The following is a 20631-nucleotide window of genomic DNA, read 5'->3' as shown; positions in this document are numbered from 1 at the left end:
AGTAATGGATTCGATCAAGGTGGTCGAGGTCGCGCCAGGCGAGCACCGCTTGTATCTTGTGGCAGGCACGACCGGCGTGGACGACGTGATTGTTGAGCTTGGCCACGAGCCGAACGGCGTTTTCTGGGAAGGGATCGCGGAGTTGCTCATCATGAGCGAGGCACGCCACCTCGACGGGCAGTTCCGGTTTGATTCGGAGGCGGGCGCATTCCTCGCCTACAGCAGCGACCGAGCCGCGCTTGACGACTTGGCCATCCGGCTACAGGCAGTAGCGGTCAGTGGCGATCGCATCCGACAGTTGGCGGAGCTTGCCCAGAGTCGCGGCTTCGAGTTCGACGACTGACACGCCCGCTCGTCGGCATGCCCGAGAGCTGGCGAGCCAATTTTGCCGTGACGTTCGGGAGCGAGCTGATCGCGGCTACGTCTGCTCCGCCGCATTGCATGATCGAAGGGTGCAGGTATGGGATGAGCTGACGTTGGAGCAGTACGCGGTGATGATCACTGCCATCGAGGAGGCGTATCTCTGCGATGTCATCGAGGAGTACCGCACACGGCTGCATTGGGCCGAGACGGGGGATGTTAGCCATCCGTCCAACCTTGATGACGCCGGGAAGCGGCAGCTCATTCCGCACTTCGCCGCGGTAGTCGCAGACCTCGTTGAGCGTGGCTGGATTGAGCTGACCGAGCCGACGACCGACCGATGGAACGAGGCTGAGCCGCTCACACGTGCCGAGTTGCGTGACGCGCTGCAGGACCCGGCGAGCTGGATCCGCACGCTCGACGGCACGCACCGAATGGTCATGGTGACGTACACCGACGTATGGGATCGCCTCGCTCGGCGCATGGATGGCGCGGGCTGAGGGGCGCGCGGATTGCGGCTTGTCCGCGCACCTGACCAAGAGGTTCTGACTCCCAGGCTGGGCTTGAACAGACGAGTGGCGGGGGCGGCACCGGCCACCGCACATCCTTCGACCCCACCAGCCTGGCGATCGACGACCAGTTCGAACAGTGCAAGAACGATCGGACGCGCCTCTGCCCATAGCGGGAACCGCTCGTCCACCGCCGTGTGCGGGCCTCGACGGGCACAGCTACGAACGGTGGCCCAGCCGACGACCGCCCGGCGCCGTGCTGCCGGACTTTCGCGAAATCGATGTGCACGCTCATCGGCATTATGCGGATGATCTTCGATCACCTGCGTATCAAACATGTCCGGATGTTCGGTGGCGGCAGGGCTCACAGGTCGAGGACGGCTCGGATCTTGGCAAGCTCCTGCTTGCTGTCCGTGGCCACGAAGGTGTACAGGGCGGTCTCGTCCTGGACCGCGATCATGACACGGGCGGGGCCGGTGAAGCGGTACACCGCGTCGCAGGGTTGGTTGCAGGCCCAGGCGTATGTCGTGGGAAGTTCGACATAGCGCTGTCGCAGCGTATCGAGTGCCTGTCGTGGCAAGCGATCGTCGTCCGTGAAAAAGGAGTCCTTGCCGAATGCCTGGGCCGTCCAGACCGACGTCAGAACGTACGTGGAAAAGCGGTCGGCGTACAGCTTCTCGAACGGATCGTGATCGTCAGGGGCGATGACCCAGACTGGTGGGTCTTCGTCGAGGGTGGTCGGCGGTGCTTCTGGCAGGTGAAAGAGCGGTTCGCCGTCGTAGCGTGGCGGTCGGAGCCGCACGGCCCAGCGCCAACAGTACTGTGAGTCGGTCTCGGTGACGAGCCGGCCGCCGTCGAGGTAGTCGAGGCCGTTGATCGGGTCGCCGAGTCTGGCGGCACTGACCAGGATGTTGTCGCTGTGGCGCGCGAGCCATTCCACCGCTCCCCGAACCGAGTACCACTCCCGCACCGCGAGCGGCACGTGGAGACCCGACTCGCGTTCCAGCGCGCCGATCCAGCCCGCCACTACAGGGTCCACCGACGGCCTGAGGCCGATTGTTCGGTATGCATCAGCATGCCACCACACGGGCGGAGACCTCCTCGAAACAGGTCGCCATGCTTTCACATCGAATGCGCGCTCATCGGCAGTTCAGCACACCGGCCTCGCTCGACGTTCGTCACTGTGCGTGATGGAGCCCGCCGGCCTTGCGCTCACGGTCGGCGGTAGATGCGCTCATGGCGTCGAGACGCCAAACCCGCTTCCGGACATCGCGTTGGGGCGACCGACGCTCGTATCATGAGTTGCATCCCGTGGCGGTCGCGGGCAACGCCGGATGCCTCACTGGTTTGTTCGGTGCCGCTGCGCATACGACCGGAGGGATGTCGCGGGCGTGCCGATTCCCGTTCCGTGGTCGGACTACAGCGCCGACCAGGTGGAGCAGCTCGTAGCCGCGTTGCTGACGCGGATGTGGCCTGCGCGGAGCGCTGATGCCTAAGGCGCAGTGTGTCGACGGCAGCGGCGGCGACGGTGGCGTGGACGTACGGGTGCCGGTCGTTGGTGGCTGCACATCTATGAGATCAAACGGTTCACCGAACGGCTCAAGCCCGGTCAGCGACAACAGATCCAGAAATCGCTGCTGAGGGCTGTTCGCAGCCAGTCCACGATGGTGGCGTGGACGCTGGTCGTGCCACTCGACCCGACGCCAACCGAACTGGAGTGGTTCGAGTCGCAGCTGCAGGGCCTGTCGCCTGTGCCCATCACATGGATGGGCCGCACTGCTATCGAGACCCACCTCAGCGCACACAACGACCTGCTGCGCACGTTCGCTCCCGGCTCGGTCGAGACCCGGGCGCTGGATCTGGCGGTCGAAGCGCTAGGCCGACAGGCAGGCCAGCGACGGCTTGCAGTCCTGCAACGCGTGGGCGTCGTCCCGGCATCAGCGACGTCGTTCCAGGAGCGCGGCGGATTCTTCGACGATTTTCCGCCCGGGGAGACGGTTGTCCTGACGGGTCTCGGCGGCGTCGGTAAGACGTAGCTCGCAGCTGACTTCATCCGCGGCCGCGGATCGGATGCCGCAGCGGTCATCTGGGTGACGGCATCGTCTCGGGATTTGGTGCTGGCAACCTACGCCGAAGCTCAACTGGATAATGAGCCCCTCGGCAGAGCCGCTACGGCGCTACCTCGCACGAGACATCAAGTGAATACGGCTGGTGGATGCGCGAACGTCGACAGCATTGCTACGGCCAGCAGCCGAGTCGGTGTCGCACAAACGGCATCGTCACCTCGACGCTGCCACGCCAACTTCGGCCGCGGCTACGGGTGCCCGCCGACCACACACGGGACGATGTTGACCCGCTGATCCGGATTGCCGTTGGCCGTCGGGTTGAGTGGTGCTTGCGCAGCAGTGCGCCACGGCAGCACCGGCCACCACTGCTGCTGCGCGGCAACCACGTCTGGTGTCGGCTCGGTCGGCATCCCGGGGACGAGCACGAGGTAGCGCTGGCCTCGGCATTGCGCTTCGGCCCGCAACCGTTCCACCGGTTCGGTCCAGCTGTGCGGCGCGAGGCTGAACAACCCCCAATGCACCGGTACGACGAGCCTGCCACCCACGAGCGCGTTCGCATGCACGGCGAGCTCCGGTCCTAGGTGGTTGTCCGGCCAGGCCGCATCGTATTGCCCCGACTCGACCAGTGTCACGTCGAACGGACCGAGGCGTTTCCCGATCTGCTCAAGATCAGGAAAGTAGCCGGTGTCGCCGGAGTACCAGACTCGGTGCAGGGGGCCCCGCAGTGCCCAACCTGACCACAGGGTTTCGTTGCTGCGCAGCGGGTCTCGACCAGAGTGGTGCCGGGTGGGTGTGGAGGTGAGTTCTACCGAGCCGATAGTGGCACTCTGCCACCAGTCGAGTTCCCGTATCCGGTTCGAGCGGATGCCCCACCGCTCCAGGTGGGCGCCTATGCCCAACGGAACCACGAATGTGGTGTCGGGCCAGCCTGCCATGGCACTGACCGTCGGTTGGTCGAGATGGTCCCAATGGTCGTGTGAGATCAGTACTGCGTCAACCGGACCGATGTCGGACAGCGCGGCTGGCGCCGGGTAGAAGGGCTTCGTGCCGAACAGGCCGGACGGGCCTGCCTGTTTTCCCCAGAACGGATCGATCAGCACGCGAGTTCCATCGATCTCTACCAGCAATGAGGAGTGGCCGAACCACGTTGTGCGCAAGCCCGTTGCCGGAGGGTCGTCGAACAGGCGGGTGTCAGTGGCCGGGACTTTGAGCGGGTGGTTGGGGCTGCTGGTATCGCTGCTGCCGAAGGATCCGGTGACCCCGTCCCGCAAGGAGACCCATGGCGGCTGCGGATTGCTGAACTCGCCATCGTGCCACTGCGGTGACTGCTCCATTCTGGCCAGCCGGTCGCCGGACGCCGAAGCGCCGAACGGTGCGCTGCGCACATAGATGAGACCGCCTGTAACCGCAACCAACAGCAGTGCCGCCGTACCGGCCAGGGCACGGCGTATCCAGCGGCGCCGACGTCGCGGCCGAAGCGGCGCAGACCCGCCCTGCGAAGTGTCCTGGACATGGCTATCATGGTCGCCATCCGGTTGCGGAGCCATCACGTGGGCCTTTCTGCATGTTCATCCTGACGGGTTCGCGTGTGAAACAATACGGACTCCTGGTGCTGCGTGAACCAGAGCCGCGGGACGCTGCCTGACAACCGGCCAGACGGCTGCAGGCCCCGGCTGCAACGACCAGCTCGGAGTCGGCGTCCACGAGCTCGTCGATCTCGACGCCGTCAAGATGAGGAAGTAGCTGTCCGACGGCATCGCGCACTCGGGCAACGTTTCATCCTCCAGCATCCATCACGCAGCTCGCGGCAGAGCCCCGTTCTCGCGGACGAAATCACACCTGGTAGGTCTGGAATAGGTCGGCGAATAAGGCTTGCAGGACCGGGAGGGAGCGTTCCTTGCTTGCGAGTTCGGCGGCGCCGATCTGTAGAGCTATTGACGTGGATCACGTCTGCCGACGACTCACAGGCGAGCTGTGCGGAAACGGCCGGGAACTCTGCATACTCGCCAGCGAAGACTGAGGTCATCCTGCGTAGGAGAGGGCGTAGTCAGCGACATGAGTCCGCGGCCAGGCGGCGAATCGGACAAGTTCGGGAATCGCCACGAGGGTGCCTGGACGGTTCGCCATCTCCTCTATGTCCTCAACGGCGACGGTGAGTCGATTACCGTCGAGGATGTCGGCGACTTGGCGGAGGGTGTCGAGTTCACCTACCGCCGGGTCGGGGTTGTCCAAGTGCACCAACTGAAGCGGCAATTCGGTACGGCGAACAGCTGGACCGTGAAGGCTCTGCACAGCATGGGCATCTGGTCCAGCGCGCGCCGACACGTCGAGGCCGGGCGGCGGTTCCACTTCGTTTCGACGGTGCCGTCCCGCGTACTCCAAGACCTGTGTGACTTCGCCCGTCGATCGGCCAGCCTGCGGACCTTCGTTGACCACTGGCTGCCGAACCAGGATCTCCAGGGAGCCTTCACCGAGCTGTCATCACCAGGTGTCCTTGGCTCACCCGAGGTGGCGTGGCACGTAATGCGAGGGACCTGGATTGAGTGGCACGACGAGCGCGACGTCGTCCAAGTCAACGCGTCCCTCGCGGGGCTACTGCTCGACGGGGGTACTGGCTCTTTAGCCGCCGTCGGGCTCGGTGACCTCGTACTGAACAATCTTGGCGTCGAGCTGACGGCGACTGCGATCAAGGATCGGCTCGAGGCGTACGGCTTGCGGCGGGCGACCGCGGCACGGCGTGACGGTGTGATCGATCAGGTCAATGCCATCACCGATGGTTGGTCAGCGTCGGTGGAGCGTGAACTGCGGAGCGCCGGCAGCGAAGTCACCGCCGAACAATACCGACCCGACGGCCGTGCCGGCCCTGAGGCGTCACTCGAGCCGAGCCGCGCCCGCCGCAGCGCAGGCCACGCTCAGGCCTCGCCAGCGGCACTTCGGGCGAGGCGTTGTCGCTCAGCGGCAACGACCTCTCGGGCGAGTTCGGCCTCGGAGAGGTCCACAGCCTCTGGAGCGGAGTCGGCCATGTCGCTGACCCTGGCGAAGTCGTCGAACAGCCGCTTCTTGGCGGCCAGCAGCTCGATGATCCGTTGATCGACACCGTCTTCGGACAGCAGCCGGTGGACCTGTACCGACTGCACCTGTCCCATCCGGTGTGCACGGGCGATGGCCTGGGCCTCGGTGGTGGGCTTGAGCTGCGGTTCACAGATGACGACGACGGATGCTGACTGGATGTTGAGTCCGACACCGCCGGCCACGATCTGGGCGACCAGGACGGCGCCGTGCTTGGCGGAGGAGAACTCGTCCACCATCTGCTGGCGTTGGCTCGCCGGCACCGACCCCGTCAGCGGCCCGAATACCGGCCCTGGTAGCGACCGGGCAACCAGATTCAGTACCTGCCGGAAGTGGGAGAACACGATGACCCGACGCTCGTTCTCCTCCGCCTCGCGGACGATCTCGACCAGCCGTTGCATCTTCGTGGACTTGGGTCCTTGGAGCATGGCCGCTTGGCGCATCTCCATGAAGTTCCCCCGCTCGACGGCGGCGCGGTAGTGGGAAGCGTCCGCCCCGGACATGGGCAGCCATTCCTCCACCTCGACGAGCTCCGGGAGTTCCGTCAGCACATCCTCCTGGTTGCGGCGGAGGTACGCTGGCGCGATCTGCCGCCGGAACGTCCGTGGTGAGAGGTCGGTGGCATCGACGGTGAGGTCGGGCCGCACGTAGGACGCCAGATTGCGGAACTCCTCGACCCTGTTCTCGAGCGGCGTACCGGTGAGGAGGACAGCGCGGTCGGCACGCGTGATGAGGTGCTTGGTTCTGATCGTTCGCTGTGCCTGCGGATTCTTGATGTAGTGGGCCTCGTCGACCACGACGCACGCCAGTTCGCGGAGCTTCGTCAGTGCTGGTTCCCACCACGCCAGGGTCTCGTACGTGGTGACGGCGACGCCGCCATCGCGCACCCATGTCCGGGCCGCGCGGTCGCGCTCCGGTCCGTGGACTCGGTGCGCCCGCAGCTTCGACTTGCCAGTCACCTCGCGGACCCAGTTGGTCACGACTGCGGCTGGGCATACCACCAGGAAGTGGGTCTCGCCCCGGCTGCGCAGGTGGGCCAGGACGGCGATGGCTTCGACGGTCTTGCCGAGGCCCATTTCGTCCCCGATGATGACCTTGCGCTGTACGAGAGCGAAGCGGGCCGCGAAGCTTTGATAGCCGCGCAGCGACGCGGTCAGGTGCTCACCGCTGAGTGCCTGGTTCCGCACCGCCTCGATGATCTCCTCCGGGAGATCCCCGTGCACCGCATTCTCGTCCTCGGTGAGGAAACCGAGCTCGGAGAGCATGACGAAGTAATCGGCGGGTCGGGCGAGGAAGTCGTCCCACGGGTCTGTGTGGACGCTCCTTGGCCCGGATGCGGAGGACATGCCGAGCAGCTCGGCGCGCCGTTTGACGATCTGGATGCTCTCGCGGAGTCCCTCGACGGCGACTGTTCCGGCCGGAACGACGAGAACGTGGCTCGTCCAGGCTCCAATGGCGGTCCGCAACGGTGCGAGCTCGGCCGCACGCTCGAGGTCGGTCGACGCGCCTCGGGTAACCCGGCACGAGTCCCACTCGGCGAGGCAGCGCAACAGGTGGGTGGTTTCCGGGCGGCGATTGGCGATGTCGATGCGTATCGGCATCTCGTCGTACGTCGTCCGCCGGAGGGTCTGTGCCGCTCCGAGCATGCGCCGTGCGGACGTCTCCGCGACGCCCGGGAGCGTCGACAGGGATCTGCCCCGGTTCAGTACCTCCTGCACAGTGTTGATATCGGCCTCGGCAAGCGGACCCAGCCGGAGGCGGTCGCGGGTGGCCGCTTTCAACGCCTCCAGCGGCATCTCCTGCAGGACGCGCCGGACCTCTGCCTTCCGGACCTTCTCGCCCGCATTTCGCGCAGCCGAGCGGTACGAGTCCTCACTCGCGACGACCTTGGTGATGGCATCCAGTGCTTCGGGCAGATCCCCGAAGACCGACCGGTCGAGGATCTCCGGCTCCGGGCCGGTCCGCCCGGAGAGGAGGTCGAAGCGAAGAGCCGGATCGAGCAGCGCGTGGAGCCCGAGTGATCCTGAGCCTCGGGGCGCGGTTGGGAAGCCGAGTCGCTCCAGGCGCTGTGGTCCGCGGGCTTTGGTGACCGCCGAATGGTGCCGGCGCAGGGCCTCAGCGGCGGCTTCTGCTGACTGCTTCTTGGCCGATCCGGTGAAGAAGCGACGCATGCCGAGCAGTGGGCTGACCTCGGCGACGGCGCGAGGTGCGTCCTCGGCGAGCAACCGCAGCAAGGCGCGGTCGTTGGCACTTGTCGCAGGAAGGTTCGCACGTTCCCACAGGTGTGCGACGATGCCCTTGTCGCTCGACTGGAGCGGAATGATGCGCCAAGCGACCTGACCTGCCCGGTTGATCCCGACGCTGCGGGCGCGCAGGTCTCGTTCGCCGTTGCTCGCAGCGACTTGGACAGCATGTCGCCGTGCCTGCACCTCCGCAGCTCGTCGACCCCACTGCTCGAAGTCGGCCACGAGGCCGCGGATCTCTACGCGCTCTGTCTTGTTCATGCCTCACTGCAAGATCGATGGGTTTGGCGTCTGGCGATGGTAGAGCATCCGCGATGCGGAACGGGATCGTCATAATGGCGATGCTCTTGGGTGCGGTCTGCAGGCTGTCGATGGAGGAACACGCGTGAGGCTTGAGGATCTCTCGTCCGGTGTCCGGGTAGACGGTGTGGTGCCTGGCGAGACGGTCTCCGTTATCGCAGCGCAGTGGCACGGTTCCGACGCCGTGGAGTTGACGTACAAGACCCTCGACGGGGGACTGCGCCAGCAGGTGCTCTTCCGCGCCGACGAGGCCAAGCTGCATCTCTCCGATGCGGGCAGTCGGCCGTTCGACGCTGGCGGCGAGGAGTTCCGACTGGTCGCCGAGGTGCAGCGGATTTCGTTGGCCGGACTGTTCGACCCGATGCTGGCGGTGGCCACCAGCGACGTGCAGCCGTTGCCCCACCAGATCCGGGCCGTGTACGGGGAGATGCTCGACCGCGCGCCGCTGCGGTTCCTGCTGGCCGACGACCCGGGTGCCGGCAAGACGATCATGGCTGGCCTCTACATCAAGGAACTGCTGCTGCGCGACGACGTGAAGCGCTGCCTGATCGTGGCCCCCGGCGGACTGGTCGACCAGTGGCAGGACGAGCTCTACTTCAAGTTCGGCCTGCGCTTCGACATCCTCACCCCGGCCATGGTCGACGCAGCGCTCGGGTCGACCGTATTCGAGCAGTACCCGCTGCTCATCGCGCGGATGGATCAGCTCGCGCGTAACGAGGGCCTGATCGCCCAGCTCGACGACGCCGAGTTCGACCTGGTCGTCGTGGATGAGGCCCACCGGATGGGCGCGCACTACTTCGGCGGCAAGCTGAACAAGACCCGACGCTTTCAGCTCGGCGAACGCCTGCGCGACCACACCCGTCACCTGCTGCTCATGACGGCCACCCCGCACGCGGGCAAAGAGGAGGACTTCCAGCTATTCCTCACGCTGCTCGAACGCGACGGCTTCGAGGGCAAGTTCAAGACAGGCGTTCACAACGCCGACACGAGCGGGCTCATGCGACGCATGGTCAAGGAGGACCTGCTCACCTTCGACGGCAAGCCGCTCTTTCCCGAGCGCATCGCCCAGACCGTGCCCTACGAGCTCACCGCGGACGAGCAGGACCTCTACGAGCGCGTCACCGACTACGTGCGCGAGGGGATGAACCGTGCCGCACGGCTGGACGACAAACGCCGCAATACCGTCGGCTTCGCTCTCACGGTGCTCCAGCGACGGTTGGCTTCAAGCCCCGAGGCGATCTACCAGTCCCTGGTCCGCCGCGCCGGACGACTTGCGCGCCGCCGGGACGACCTGATCCACGGCCGTGGTGTCGCCGAGGAGCCTGCCCTGATCGACCCAAGGAACTGGGACGACGATGAGCACAGCGCCGAGGAGATCGAGCAGATCGAGGAGGAGCTGCTGGACGCAGCTACCACGGCTCGCACCGTCGCGGAGCTTAACAGCGAGCTGGCCGACCTCGATAAGCTCATCCACGTCGCCCGACGGGTCCGCAATCTCGACACCGACCGTAAATGGGTCGAACTGCGCAAGATTCTCGAGGACAACGATCTCATCCACCCCAGCGCCGAGCGGCCCCGAAAGCTGATCATCTTCACCGAGCACCGCGACACCCTCAACTACCTGGACCGCAAGATCCGCGCACTGTTCGGCACGCCAGCCACGGTGCAGGCCATCCACGGCGGTGTCCGACGTGCCGACCGGCGGGCCGTCACCGAGGAATTCACCAAGAATCCGGCCTGCCAGGTGCTCCTGGCCACTGACGCGGCCGGCGAAGGTCTCAACCTTCAGGCCGCCCACCTGATGGTCAACTACGACCTTCCATGGAACCCCAACCGCATCGAGCAGCGCTTCGGCCGCGTCCACCGCATCGGGCAGACCGAGGTGTGCCGGTTGTGGAACCTCGTGGCCGCGAACACCCGCGAGGGCGAAGTGTTCACCCGGCTGCTGCAGAAGGTCGAGGAGCAGCGCAGAGCATACGGCGGCAAGGTTTTCGACGTCCTCGGGTCCGCCTTCGATGAGACGCCGCTGCGCGACCTGCTGATCGAGGCCATCCGGTACGGCGACCTACCCGAGACCAGGGCCAAGATGGAGCAGGTCATCGACGCCTCGGTCGCCCACGGGCTCAAGGAACTCCTCGAGGAACGCGCACTCACCCACGACACCATGTCGGACGCCGACCTGGCACAGATGCAGCGAACCATGGAAGAGGCCCGCGCGCGACGCCTGCAGCCGCACTACATCGAGTGGGCCTTCCGCCATGCCTTCCAGCGCCTCGGCGGCCGACTTACGAGACGTGAGCGCGGCCGCTACGAGATCACCCAGGTTCCCGTGGCCGTCCGTGCTGTCACGAAGCGCGGTCCCGTCGCCTCCCGCTACGAGCGGGTCACGTTTGAGCTCGGACGGATCGACGTTGACGGCAAGCCGCGTGCCGACCTCCTCGTCCCTGGTCATCCACTCCACGATGCCGTTGCCGAGCTCACCGTCACGCAGCTGCGACCCTTCCTTGAGCGCGGTACCGTCCTGGTCTCCCCAGAGATCGAGGAGCCGCGCGTGCTGGTCGGCGTCGTGGAGGAGGTTGTTGACGGCACCGGAGAGTCCATTGCCCGGCGGTTCGGCTATGCCTATGTCGATGCCACCGGGCAGGTCACGCCGACCGGCCCGGCACCATATCTCGACTGCGTTGCCGCCCCGCGTACCCCGGCCGTGACCGGGGCCGCGAAGCTGCCGTGGCTCGGTGAGGCCGAATCCCGCGCCCGGACATGGATCATCGGCCACCAACTCAAGGAGTACCTCGCCGAGGTCTTACCCCGCCGGCTCGCGGAGGTCGAACGGACCCGGGCGCGAGTCGACCAACGGTTGGCCCACGAGTCGAACCGACTTGTCAGCGAGGCGACGGCGGCCCAGGAGAAGGAGCACAGCGGGAGCAAGCCGAAGGAGAGCTCCGACAGCCTGATGCGCAAGGCCCAGGAGTTGACGGTCCGCCGGCAGACCCGCTTGGCGCTGCTGGACCAGCAGGCCCGCCTGGCCACCAAGCCGCCCCGCATCATGACGGCTGCGCTTGTGCTGCCGCTATCCATGGTCGACAGCGAGATTCCAGCGGGCGCCCCGATCCGTGCGAAGGAGACCAAGGCCGTCGAGCGGCGCGGTGTAGCCTTGGTGCTCGCCGTTGAGCGTGCTCTCGGTCGGGAACCGCTAGAGCAGGCGTTCGACAACCCCGGCTACGACATCCTGTCCATCCCCGCCGACGGTGGCCCTTCGATCCGCATCGAGGTCAAGGCACGGCTTGAGGGAGCCGAGGACTTCTACGTCACCCACAACGAGATCATTACCGGCAAGAACGCCACCCCCCACTACCGACTCGCCCTGGTCGTCGTCAGCAAGGCCGGCCCCGAACACGACCAGGTGCGGTACATCGCTGATCCCTTCGCCGGCGTCGACTTCGGCGACCTCGCAGCGACCGGCACACGCGCGAGCTGGTCGAAGACCTGGACCACCGGCACCGTGCCCTTCTGATTCTGTCGATCCTCTGGAACCGTAGGGGACGCGAATGTCAAGCATGTGCCGGGACCGGACATACGGGCTACATGCGGGCTACATGCAGTGCCTGGTCTCACATGAAGCTTGACGGTTCGGCCTCGGACGATCCTTGACGCCTGGTCATGATCGAGTAGGTCCGTTCGGTATCAGGATCGTCGTGCGAGCGGGGCAGGGCAAGCATCAGGACGGCATGGACACTGGAGTTGTGGAGCATGATGCTGCGGTCCGGGCTGTCGTGAAGCGTCTCATCGAGGACCAGGCATTCGACGGGCGCGAGGAGCTACTTGCTCAGGTGCCGTTCGTGCGGGTCGTGGATGGACTCGTGACCCATCTGGCACTCGAGGTAGACCCGGCGGCTGTGTCCCCGTCGACGTTCCTCAGCGGTCGTGTTCCGGGTTGCGCATGGGTGCGCGATGCCAATGGGGAACCGATTGGCACTCTATTGATCTGGATTGATCGCGGCTATATCTCGGCCTTGGAGTACGGCTGGGTCACCGACCAGCCGCCGACCGAACTACCAACCGTCGAGCAGATCCACTACTGAGGAGGAGAGGGTAGGCGGCGTCCGTCGCTCAATGAGTGCTGGGCCCCTCCGGGGCTGTGATGTCACGCTGTGATCTCGTGGTGGGCCTTGGAGCGGTTCAGGTTGGTGGTGCTGCGGCGGGGGACGGCCTTGATCGGGGTGTCGTGGTCGTAGACGGTGACAGCGTGCTCGTCCAAGGCGACGGTGACCAGCTTGCGGGCGTGCACGACACCGACTTGGATCTTCTGGCCGGCGACTTGGATGCTGCCGTTGATGGACACCACCCGTTCGGCATCCGGGGTAGGCGCTGGTGGCGGCACGGCGGAGGCGGGGCGGGCGTCACGGATGCGGACGCACGCGCTGGGTGGCAGTGGGCAACGCAGGGTGCGGCGTAGCTGGTTCTGCTCGTCGATGACGTGCATGAGGATGCCGTCCAGCCGGACCCGGATGCGTTGCCCAGCAAGGGGCATGCCGACGCTGATCTGCCGGCCGCTGATGCTGATCCCGCCACACGCGTTGACGTCCCGGTCGACCTCCACGGCCGGAACGTCCGGCGCGATGGCCGGCAGCGGTGACGGGCCGGCGGGCCGGCCACCGTCGGCCAGCAGGCGGGCCAGGTCGCGTTGGGACAGCCTCGATGAGCAGCTCTTGATCCGGGCTCCGTCCCGGGTCAGGACGTGGAGTCGGTCGGTGTCGGCCCACACGGTGATGGACAGACCGGCGCGGGCCGGGCCGAGCCAGATCTGCTGCTGGGCGATCATCAGGTTGCCCGAGGCCGGCACCACCCGGTCAACCTGCACCGGCTGAGACCGGCCAGCCACCGTCGTGGACGCCTGATCGGCCGACTCCACTACCTGGGCGGGAGGCGCCAGCGGTGAGGTAGGAGGCAGCAGCCCGGACGGGATGCGCAGCGGCGGGGCGATGGCTTCGGTCTTATCCCTGTCCGGATCGGGCCGGTGGAACCGGTGGAACCGGTCGGCCGGGAACGCGTCATCGATGCCCTGATGCGGCCGCTGGTAGTTGTACTCGGCCACGAACGCGTCCACCGCCGCCTGAGCGGCCTCCACGCTGGGAAAGATGCGCCCGGTCAGGCACTCACCCCGCAGACTCTGATGGAACCGCTCCACCTTCCCCGTCGTGGTCGGCGACCGGGGCTTGGTATTGCGGGCCACGATGCCGTTCTCCCGGCAGATCCGCTCGAACAACACCTCACCTGGACGCGGCTTGGTGAACCGGCCGGTGAACTGCTTGCCATTGTCAGTCAACACCTCACCCGGCACCCCGAAGCGCACCAACGCGGCAGCGAACGCGGCACACACGGTCCGGCCGGTGGCCCGCCGCACCACGGTCGCGATCACGCAGTACCGGGAATGATCGTCCAGCCCGGTGACCACCTTGGCTTCGGTACCGTCAGCCAGCAGCACGCCACCGACGATGTCCATCTGCCACAACTCCATCGGCTGCGGGCGTTCCCACCGTTGGTAGTCCTCCCGCCGCCGCTTCCTGGGGATTCCGGCCACCAGGTTGTTGCGCCGCAGAATCCGGTACACCGTGGCCCTGGCCGGCAGCGGGGACACGCCTCGACGGCCGACCTCGAACCGCAGCCGACGCGGCCCCCAGCGCGGGTGGTCCCTGCGCAGCTCGCACACCAACGCCTCCACCGACGCGTCGATGCGGTGCGGGCAGTGCTGCACCCGGTGCGGCTGGTCCTCCAAAGCCTTGATCCCGCCAGCCGCGTAGCGGGCCAACCAGCTGTGCACCGTCTGGCGGGAAACGCCATACCGGGCGGCAACTTCGGTCTTGGGACTACCGCCCAGGCACTCCATCACCGCGTGGAACCGTTGCTCCATAACGCTCAACTCCGCAAGTCCCACCCAGCCCCCTTCGCCTGCATTCACAAGCGAAACGAGGACCAGGCCGACCAGGTGTCAAGCATCAGCCGAGGCCGCGGTGTAAGCATCAACCGGAGTCAGACATGCGGGCTACATGCAGGCTCGTGAGAACTTTCTGTGCCTTCTCAAGGCGGCCCGCAAGCGGGCCGCTGCGCCCCGCTCGGGGGTCGCCGTGCGTTGCCGCTTCGCTCCCGGCGCGGCGACCCCGGCGGTGCGCAGACCCTCGCCTGCACGCGTCGATGCCAAGTGCCCGCCGAACCGGCGGAGCGCTGGGCATCGAGCGATCTGAGCGAAGAACGTGCTGGGTCCGGCGTGTCGCACGGCGGACGGCACGTAAACGTCGGGTAGTTTGACCGACGCCCTTCAGAGGCCCGCCCTTCGTGACGGTGCGACTGTCCACAACAGTCCTACTCCACCGTGAGTAGTCGCGTCGCTACGAAGAAAGGACCCTAATGGGCGAGGGAGGCAGCCCGGGGCCAGTCGTCGGGCTTCTGGTCCTGAGTGTGCCGTTGCTTCATGATCTGATGGAACTTGCTCACGAAGGACCAGGTGGCCTGGCTTCCGCCTGGGCCACCTGCCTCCTGCTGGCCGGCTACGCGGTTCACCCTGGCTGGGACAAGCCGCGCGACCGGTAACACGGACGGTCCTCGTACGCTCGCGTCCGAGGACCGCTCCATGTGACGGGCTTGAGGGTGTCAAACCTGTCACGTCATATCGGACCCGAAGTGTAGACGCGTCTACAGGTTGTTGCACGGCTAACGCGATCGCGTGTCTCATCCATGAGACCCTGCCATTGTCCCGACCCGTGCAGCTCACACCCTCTTTCCATGTCCATGCTGCATGCCACGCATGAGGCATGGTCGCGCCGCACGTCTCATTGGTGCGACTCTCGCCGCATACTTGTCGAGAGTCCACCCTGCCTCCTCTTCGGGGGTCTCGCCTCTGGCGGGCAGGGCTACCCGCCCTGGACCTGACGCTCCGGGTTGCCAAGATCGGCCGAGGCCAGCACCGCTCGTCAGGGGAAATCCAGGGGACGATCTTGTAAAGTGCCACCTGTCGACCCAGCGAAGACCGATAACGATCAACGCCATGACCAGCACTTTCACGCTCCAGCACAGGTCGCGGCTGATCTTGGACCTAATTCGGGACGAAGAGGTCGCTAGTGCTCTGACCGGGAAGGTTCACCGTGTTGGTGGCTGGGGCGGCTGGATGGGGGGGTGACGTTCGTTCCGACCGCTGGAGGTGTGGTGGCTGAGCCTGTCCGTGTGCGCAGACTGACCGACCGGGAGGGGCAGCGGCTGCAGCAGATCGTGCGCCGGGGCAGCACGAGTTCGGTGCGCTACCGGCGGGCGATGATGCTGCTGGCTTCGGCCGGCGGGAACCGGGTGCCGGTGATTCGCTCAGTTGGTGCAGGCCGACGAGGACACCGTCCGCGATGTGATCCACCGGTTCAACGAGATCGGCCTGGCCTGTCTGGACCCTCGGTGCGGGAGGCCGTCCCCGCCTGCTCAAGCCTGACGACGAGGACTTCGTCGTCCAGACGGCCACCACCCGCCCCGCCAAGCTGGGCCAGCCCTTCACCCGCTGGTCACTGCGCAAACTCGTCGCCTACCTGCGGAAAGTTCACGGCCGGATCATCAGCATCGGCCGCGAGGCGTTACGTGGTCTGCTGGCCCGCCGGGGTGTCACCTTCCAGCGCACCAAGACGTGGAAGGAATCACCGGATCCCGAGCGTGACGCCAAACTCGACCGCATCGAGCATGTCCTGGACTGCTTCCCGGACCGGGTCTTCGCGTTCGACGAGTTCGGCCCGCTCGGCATCCGGCCCACCGCGGGCTCGGGCTGGGCCGAACAGCGACGTCCCGACCGGTTGCCGGCCACCTACCACCGCACGCACGGAGTCAGGTACTTCCATGGCTGCTACTCGGTCGGAGAGGACCGTCTGTGGGGCGTCAACCGCCGCAGGAAAGGCGCCGCCAACACGCTGGCCGCGCTGAAATCGATCCGCGCCGCCCGCCCCGACGGCGCTCCGATCTACGTGATCATGGACAACCTGTCCGTCCACAAGGGCACCGACATCCGTCGCTGGGCCAAGAAACACAAGGTCGAACTGTGCTTCACCCCGACCTACGCCTCCTGGGCCAATCCGATCGAGGCGCACTTCGGACCGCTGAGGCAGTTCACCATCGCCAACTCCCACCACCCCAACCACACCGTGCAGACCCGGGCCCTGCACGCCTACCTGCGGTGGCGCAACGCCCACGCCCGCCACCCCGACATACTCGCCGCACAACGCCGAGAACGTGCCCGCATCCGCAGCGAGAAGGGCACCCGCTGGGGAGGGCGCCCCGCCCTCGAGACCGTGGTCTGAGCCGTCCTACACATGCGGCACATCGCACACATGTCCCGGATCACCGCCTCGGGCGGCGGCCATCGCTGTCGAGAGCTTCGGCGAGTTCGGCGCGCAACTGGCTACGGGTGCGCACCAGAATCCGCCCGAGCATGTTCTTGCCGTTCCCGGTCCTGCCCCGACCCCAGTAGTGATCGGTGGTGGTGTCCTCGACGATCTCTTCGTCACCGGTGGACAACAGAATGTCACGGATATCGGCATGCGCGCGGAACTTGGTTACCACCGCACGGCGCATCACGTCGTCCTTGACCCGCTCCCAGTCCCTCCGCAGAGGTTTTGACGAGTCACGGCCCAGCTCTGCTGCCCGCAGCGGCGTTCGAGCACGCCGGACGAGATCCGCGTGACGAGTGCCCTTGAATTTCTGCGCCTGGAAGTAGTGCTCCGAGGTCGGCCACCAGACCCCGTCGAGGTCGAACCCGTGATCGGAGAAGTTCGAGAAGCATCCATAAGGGACTTCGCCAGCGCCATAGAAGTAAATCGTCACGGGAACCTCACGGGTGTTACGGAAACCCGCACCGTCTCAGGCATGCCCCAGCCCCCGCAACCAGTTTCTTCGCCAGCCCGGCCTTTCAACGCGCCAACGACCCGGTGAACCTTCCCGGTCAGAGCACTAGTTCACTACGTGCGCTACGGTACCGCCCATGGGTGACAAGATCCTGCCCGTTCTCCTTGGTGGATTGATCACACTGGTTGGAACCTTCCTCGTCCAACTCTACGTAGTTCCCCGAGTTCAGGCCCGTACGCGGCGGCTGGAGCGGTGGGAAAAGGACGTGATCGAATTGGTTGCGTTGATCGAGGAACAGTTGCCTCTTGCCGTTGAGGCGTATCACATGGCCAGTCTCGGCCCTCGGATTGCGCGGCAACGCCGCAACGACCCGGAGGCCGACCACGACAGGCTGGAAATGTTGCTTGCCGAGTGGACCGGCGAGCAACGTGAGGCCCGTGAGGCACTGGGCGAGAAGATGAGTCGCCTTGACGTGCTCCACCGCCGTGTTCGCCGAGAGAACGCTGACGCTCCATATTGGACCTTACTGGCTGACCAGCGCAGGCACTTCCGGATTCCCATCATGCAGGTCGACATTTGGCGGATCGACGAAGATGCGAACCCCGAGGACGAGGAGTGGGAGACCGCATGGAAGCGCATCGACGAGGAACGCGAGAAGCTCCTCAATGTCGTACTCCAGATTGCGGAACCGCCCAAGCCTCCACGCCGACCGCGGCTCCGAACTGCAACGAGAGTGCGGGGCATCTTCGGTGGCGTGCGGAGGCGTCTCTCCCTGTCCGTTGGTAGTCGACCGGAGCGTGTGCCAAAGCTCAGGCAGGACTAGAAGCCGGGCGTCGATCGGCCGTCGGGAGAATCCTGGGAGACGATCTTGCCTCTGCGTCTCCGGATCCCGTTCGGGGACCAGCCGGGGACCACACGTGGTGCGCGGTAGCAGACGACACGCTTACAACCGCACTTCTTAATCACAGGCATACCGTGTTTGACGTGCGGAAACGCCGACCGTAATGGCCTGGGGGTCTGGGGGTCGTGGGTTCAAATCCCGCCGTCCCGACGCAGGTCAGAGGGCTGATCCACTTTTGGGTCGGCCTTTTCGGCTTTTGTTGGGGACCAGATCGGTCAAGAGGTCGGCTCGTGTCGCTCACCTTGACCGGGAGTCAAGTCCTCGTGGCAACCGTGATGGTGGCTCATAGGCCAGACGGGTGCGTTGACAGCCAGGTCTGGTGACGTTCTTTGAGTGTGTCGCGTTCCGCTGGCGTTGGCAGGATGACGTCGGCGCCGCCGTCGTACGGGTGGTAGAGCCAACGGAGGTCGGAAGGAGCGAGGATCACTCCGCCGAGTTCGTCGTCCGCGACAGCTCGCAGGATGTCGTCGGCGATGCCGGTCTTCCACGGTCGTGTGCTGATGTACAGCTGAGTGTAGGCCGGGTACTCGGGATCGTCGTCAGGGTCTTCGAGGATGGTTTGCCAGTGGACGCCGTCGGCGGCCAGTCGGGCTCGTGTCTGGCGGGGGTCGAAGGACACGCCGGCGACGTCGGTCCAGTCGGCGGTGATGACGAGGAGGGAACCTCGAACGTCGAGTTCGTCCAGCACGGTGTTGTGCCGATGGAGTACGACGGCGTATTCAGGCTCGGTGTCGGGGTATCGCTTCGACTGGGGAAGGCTGTGGAACCTGATCCACCGGTTTGTGTACGCGATCTTCAACTCGTGAGCGATCGGTCGACACTCGGGCCAGCGACTGTTCCATGTCTCTGTCGCGAGGTGGGGGTCTATCGGCCCGTCTTGCCTCACGTCGTCCTCCTGCAGCATGGTCCAAAGCGTGCGTGTTCGGGTGGGACCGCTTGGGGACCGCACGTGGTGCACGTTAGTCGATGACATGCACTGGGGCGCATGTTTTGATCACAGGCATACTGTGTCTGACGTGCAGAAACGTCTACCCTAATTGGCCTGGGGGTCAAGGGGTCGTGGGTTCAAATCCCGCCATCCCGACCAGCTGAGGGTTTCCGCAGGTCAGAAGCTTGCGGGAGCCCTCTTTCGTGTCTGACCACCCGCTACAACTACCTGCTCGCCGCTGCCCAGCTCGGCCGCTACCTCGCTGACCATTCACCCGACCCGGACGCCGACGACGTCGCCGAGGACCCGACCGAGGTCACGAAGGCGCACGTCGAGGCGTTTCAGGCGTGGATGATCGAGACCCGATCGGCTGCGACCGCGTTGAACAAGCACAAGGGGCTGTAGCAGTTCTTCCGTTGGCTCGTCGACGAGGGCGAGCTGGACCGCTCGCCGATGGATCGGGTGCGGCAGCCGAAGACGCCGAAGAAGCTCATCCCGGTGATCCGGGACGAGGACACCAAGCGCCTGCTGGATGGGTGCAGGGGCAGGTCGTTTGTCAATCTGCGTGACGAGGCGCTGATCCGGCTGTACTACAGCACCGGGGCGCGGCTGTCCGAGGTCGGCAATCTGATGCTCGACGATGTCGACATGAACACCGAGTCGGTGCGGTTTCATGGCAAGGGGTCGAGGGACCGGCGGGTGCGGTTCGGGCCGGAGACCGCTCGGGCGTTCAGCCGGTACCTGCGTGCGAGGGCGAAACGCCGGGGCGCGGATCAGGTGCCGAATCTGTGGCTGGCTGAGCGCGGTGCCCGTCCGTTGCTGCCGAACGGGATCAAGGTCCGGCTCAAGCGGCTCGGCCTCGCCGTCGGCGTCGACGGGGTGCACGCGCACCGGTGGCGGCACAACTTCGCTCACGAGTGGCATCGCGCCGGCGGTGACACCGGTGATCTGATGCTGCTGTTGGGCTGGACGTCCGAGGACATGCCGCGCTACTACGGGGCCAGCGCTGCAGCCGAACGAGCGCAGGAATCGCAGACGCGCATCAGGATCGGCGAACGTGTCTGAACAACAGCAACACGCCGGTGCTCCTGCGGGTGGGATGACGGCACGTCAACGATCCCAGCGAGCCCGTATCGCCGCCCACGTCTCGTGGGCGAACACCACGGACCGTGCCGCCCGGACGGCGCCTGCCACGACCGCGTTCCTCCAGCGGTTCGAACGCCAAGTCGATCCGCTCGGGGTGCTACCACACGAGACGCGGACGGCCATGGCGTTGCGCACGAGACGTGCGTACATGTTGCAACTCGCAGAGAAGTCAGCCCGAGCGAGACAGCGACAACGGGGCGGTACATGACGATGGGCGGCCTGCAAGCGGGAGATGACACGA

The 20631-nt window shown here is 65.9% G+C and carries 14 protein-coding genes and 1 pseudogene; 8 read left to right on the top strand and 7 right to left on the bottom strand.

Annotated elements, in window-relative coordinates:
- The first annotated feature begins 4 nt into the window (after window positions 1–4).
- Entirely contained in the window at window positions 5–343 is a 339-nt protein-coding gene (locus Dfulv_RS35550) for an immunity 51 family protein (protein WP_259858208.1), read from the top strand.
- A 109-nt stretch (window positions 344–452) separates the two neighbouring features.
- Window positions 453–860 (top strand): hypothetical protein, encoded by a 408-nt coding sequence (locus Dfulv_RS35545; RefSeq protein ID WP_259858207.1) that lies wholly within the window; start codon window positions 453–455, stop codon window positions 858–860.
- Between the two features lie 373 nt (window positions 861–1233).
- Here the strand turns inward: Dfulv_RS35545 and Dfulv_RS35540 are convergent, their stop codons facing one another.
- A complete protein-coding gene (locus tag Dfulv_RS35540; RefSeq protein WP_259858206.1) occupies window positions 1234–1896 on the bottom strand; it encodes a hypothetical protein in 663 nt (220 codons plus the stop codon).
- A gap of 637 nt (window positions 1897–2533) precedes the next feature.
- Here Dfulv_RS35540 and Dfulv_RS35535 point away from each other — a divergent pair.
- A complete protein-coding gene (locus Dfulv_RS35535; RefSeq protein WP_259858205.1) occupies window positions 2534–2905 on the top strand; it encodes a hypothetical protein in 372 nt (123 codons plus the stop codon).
- Between the two features lie 278 nt (window positions 2906–3183).
- On the opposite strand, the gene Dfulv_RS35530 is transcribed toward Dfulv_RS35535, so the two are convergent.
- The 3 genes from Dfulv_RS35530 to Dfulv_RS35520 all read right to left on the bottom strand — a co-directional run bounded on the left by Dfulv_RS35530 (window position 3184) and on the right by Dfulv_RS35520 (window position 8508).
- A complete protein-coding gene (locus tag Dfulv_RS35530; protein ID WP_259858204.1) occupies window positions 3184–4320 on the bottom strand; it encodes an MBL fold metallo-hydrolase in 1137 nt (378 codons plus the stop codon).
- A gap of 637 nt (window positions 4321–4957) precedes the next feature.
- Entirely contained in the window at window positions 4958–5167 is a 210-nt protein-coding gene (locus Dfulv_RS35525; protein WP_259858203.1) for a hypothetical protein, read from the bottom strand.
- Window positions 5168–5847: 680 nt separating this feature from the next.
- The gene (locus Dfulv_RS35520; protein ID WP_259858202.1) at window positions 5848–8508 is read right to left on the bottom strand and encodes a DEAD/DEAH box helicase; all 2661 of its coding nucleotides are present in this window, start codon (window positions 8506–8508) and stop codon (window positions 5848–5850) included.
- Between the two features lie 124 nt (window positions 8509–8632).
- On the opposite strand from Dfulv_RS35520, the gene Dfulv_RS35515 reads away from it, so the two are divergent.
- Window positions 8633–12061 carry a helicase-related protein gene (locus tag Dfulv_RS35515; protein WP_259858201.1) on the top strand — a complete coding sequence of 1143 codons (3429 nt, stop codon included), beginning with the start codon at window positions 8633–8635 and terminating at the stop codon, window positions 12059–12061.
- 181 nt (window positions 12062–12242) lie between these two features.
- The gene (locus tag Dfulv_RS35510) at window positions 12243–12629 is read left to right on the top strand and encodes a hypothetical protein (protein ID WP_259858200.1); all 387 of its coding nucleotides are present in this window, start codon (window positions 12243–12245) and stop codon (window positions 12627–12629) included.
- 62 nt (window positions 12630–12691) lie between these two features.
- Here Dfulv_RS35510 and Dfulv_RS35505 read toward each other — a convergent pair whose 3' ends face one another.
- Window positions 12692–14467, bottom strand: a complete 1776-nt coding sequence (locus Dfulv_RS35505; protein WP_406568040.1) for an IS481 family transposase — start codon at window positions 14465–14467, stop codon at window positions 12692–12694.
- 1280 nt (window positions 14468–15747) lie between these two features.
- Between Dfulv_RS35505 and Dfulv_RS35500 the strand changes: the two are divergent.
- A pseudogene (locus Dfulv_RS35500) lies at window positions 15748–16871 on the top strand (IS630 family transposase).
- Window positions 16872–16911: 40 nt separating this feature from the next.
- On the opposite strand, the gene Dfulv_RS35495 reads toward Dfulv_RS35500, so the two are convergent.
- Window positions 16912–17394, bottom strand: coding sequence for an NADAR family protein (locus tag Dfulv_RS35495; protein WP_259858198.1), 483 nt, complete (start codon window positions 17392–17394; stop codon window positions 16912–16914).
- Between the two features lie 157 nt (window positions 17395–17551).
- Here Dfulv_RS35495 and Dfulv_RS35490 point away from each other — a divergent pair, with 157 nt between their 5' ends.
- Window positions 17552–18238, top strand: coding sequence for a hypothetical protein (locus tag Dfulv_RS35490; RefSeq protein WP_259858197.1), 687 nt, complete (start codon window positions 17552–17554; stop codon window positions 18236–18238).
- A gap of 361 nt (window positions 18239–18599) precedes the next feature.
- Here Dfulv_RS35490 and Dfulv_RS35485 read toward each other — a convergent pair whose 3' ends face one another.
- The gene (locus Dfulv_RS35485; protein ID WP_259858196.1) at window positions 18600–19220 is read right to left on the bottom strand and encodes a DUF3885 domain-containing protein; all 621 of its coding nucleotides are present in this window, start codon (window positions 19218–19220) and stop codon (window positions 18600–18602) included.
- A 477-nt stretch (window positions 19221–19697) separates the two neighbouring features.
- Between Dfulv_RS35485 and Dfulv_RS35475 the strand changes: the two genes are divergently transcribed.
- Window positions 19698–20309, top strand: a complete 612-nt coding sequence (locus Dfulv_RS35475; RefSeq protein WP_259858195.1) for a tyrosine-type recombinase/integrase — start codon at window positions 19698–19700, stop codon at window positions 20307–20309.
- The last annotated feature ends 322 nt before the right edge of the window (window positions 20310–20631 follow it).

It is taken from the genome of Dactylosporangium fulvum (assembly GCF_025137375.1).
GTDB lineage: Bacteria > Actinomycetota > Actinomycetes > Mycobacteriales > Micromonosporaceae > Dactylosporangium > Dactylosporangium fulvum.
The sequence above is the reverse complement of the archived record's forward strand: the minus strand, read 5'-3'. Positions and strand labels throughout refer to the sequence as shown.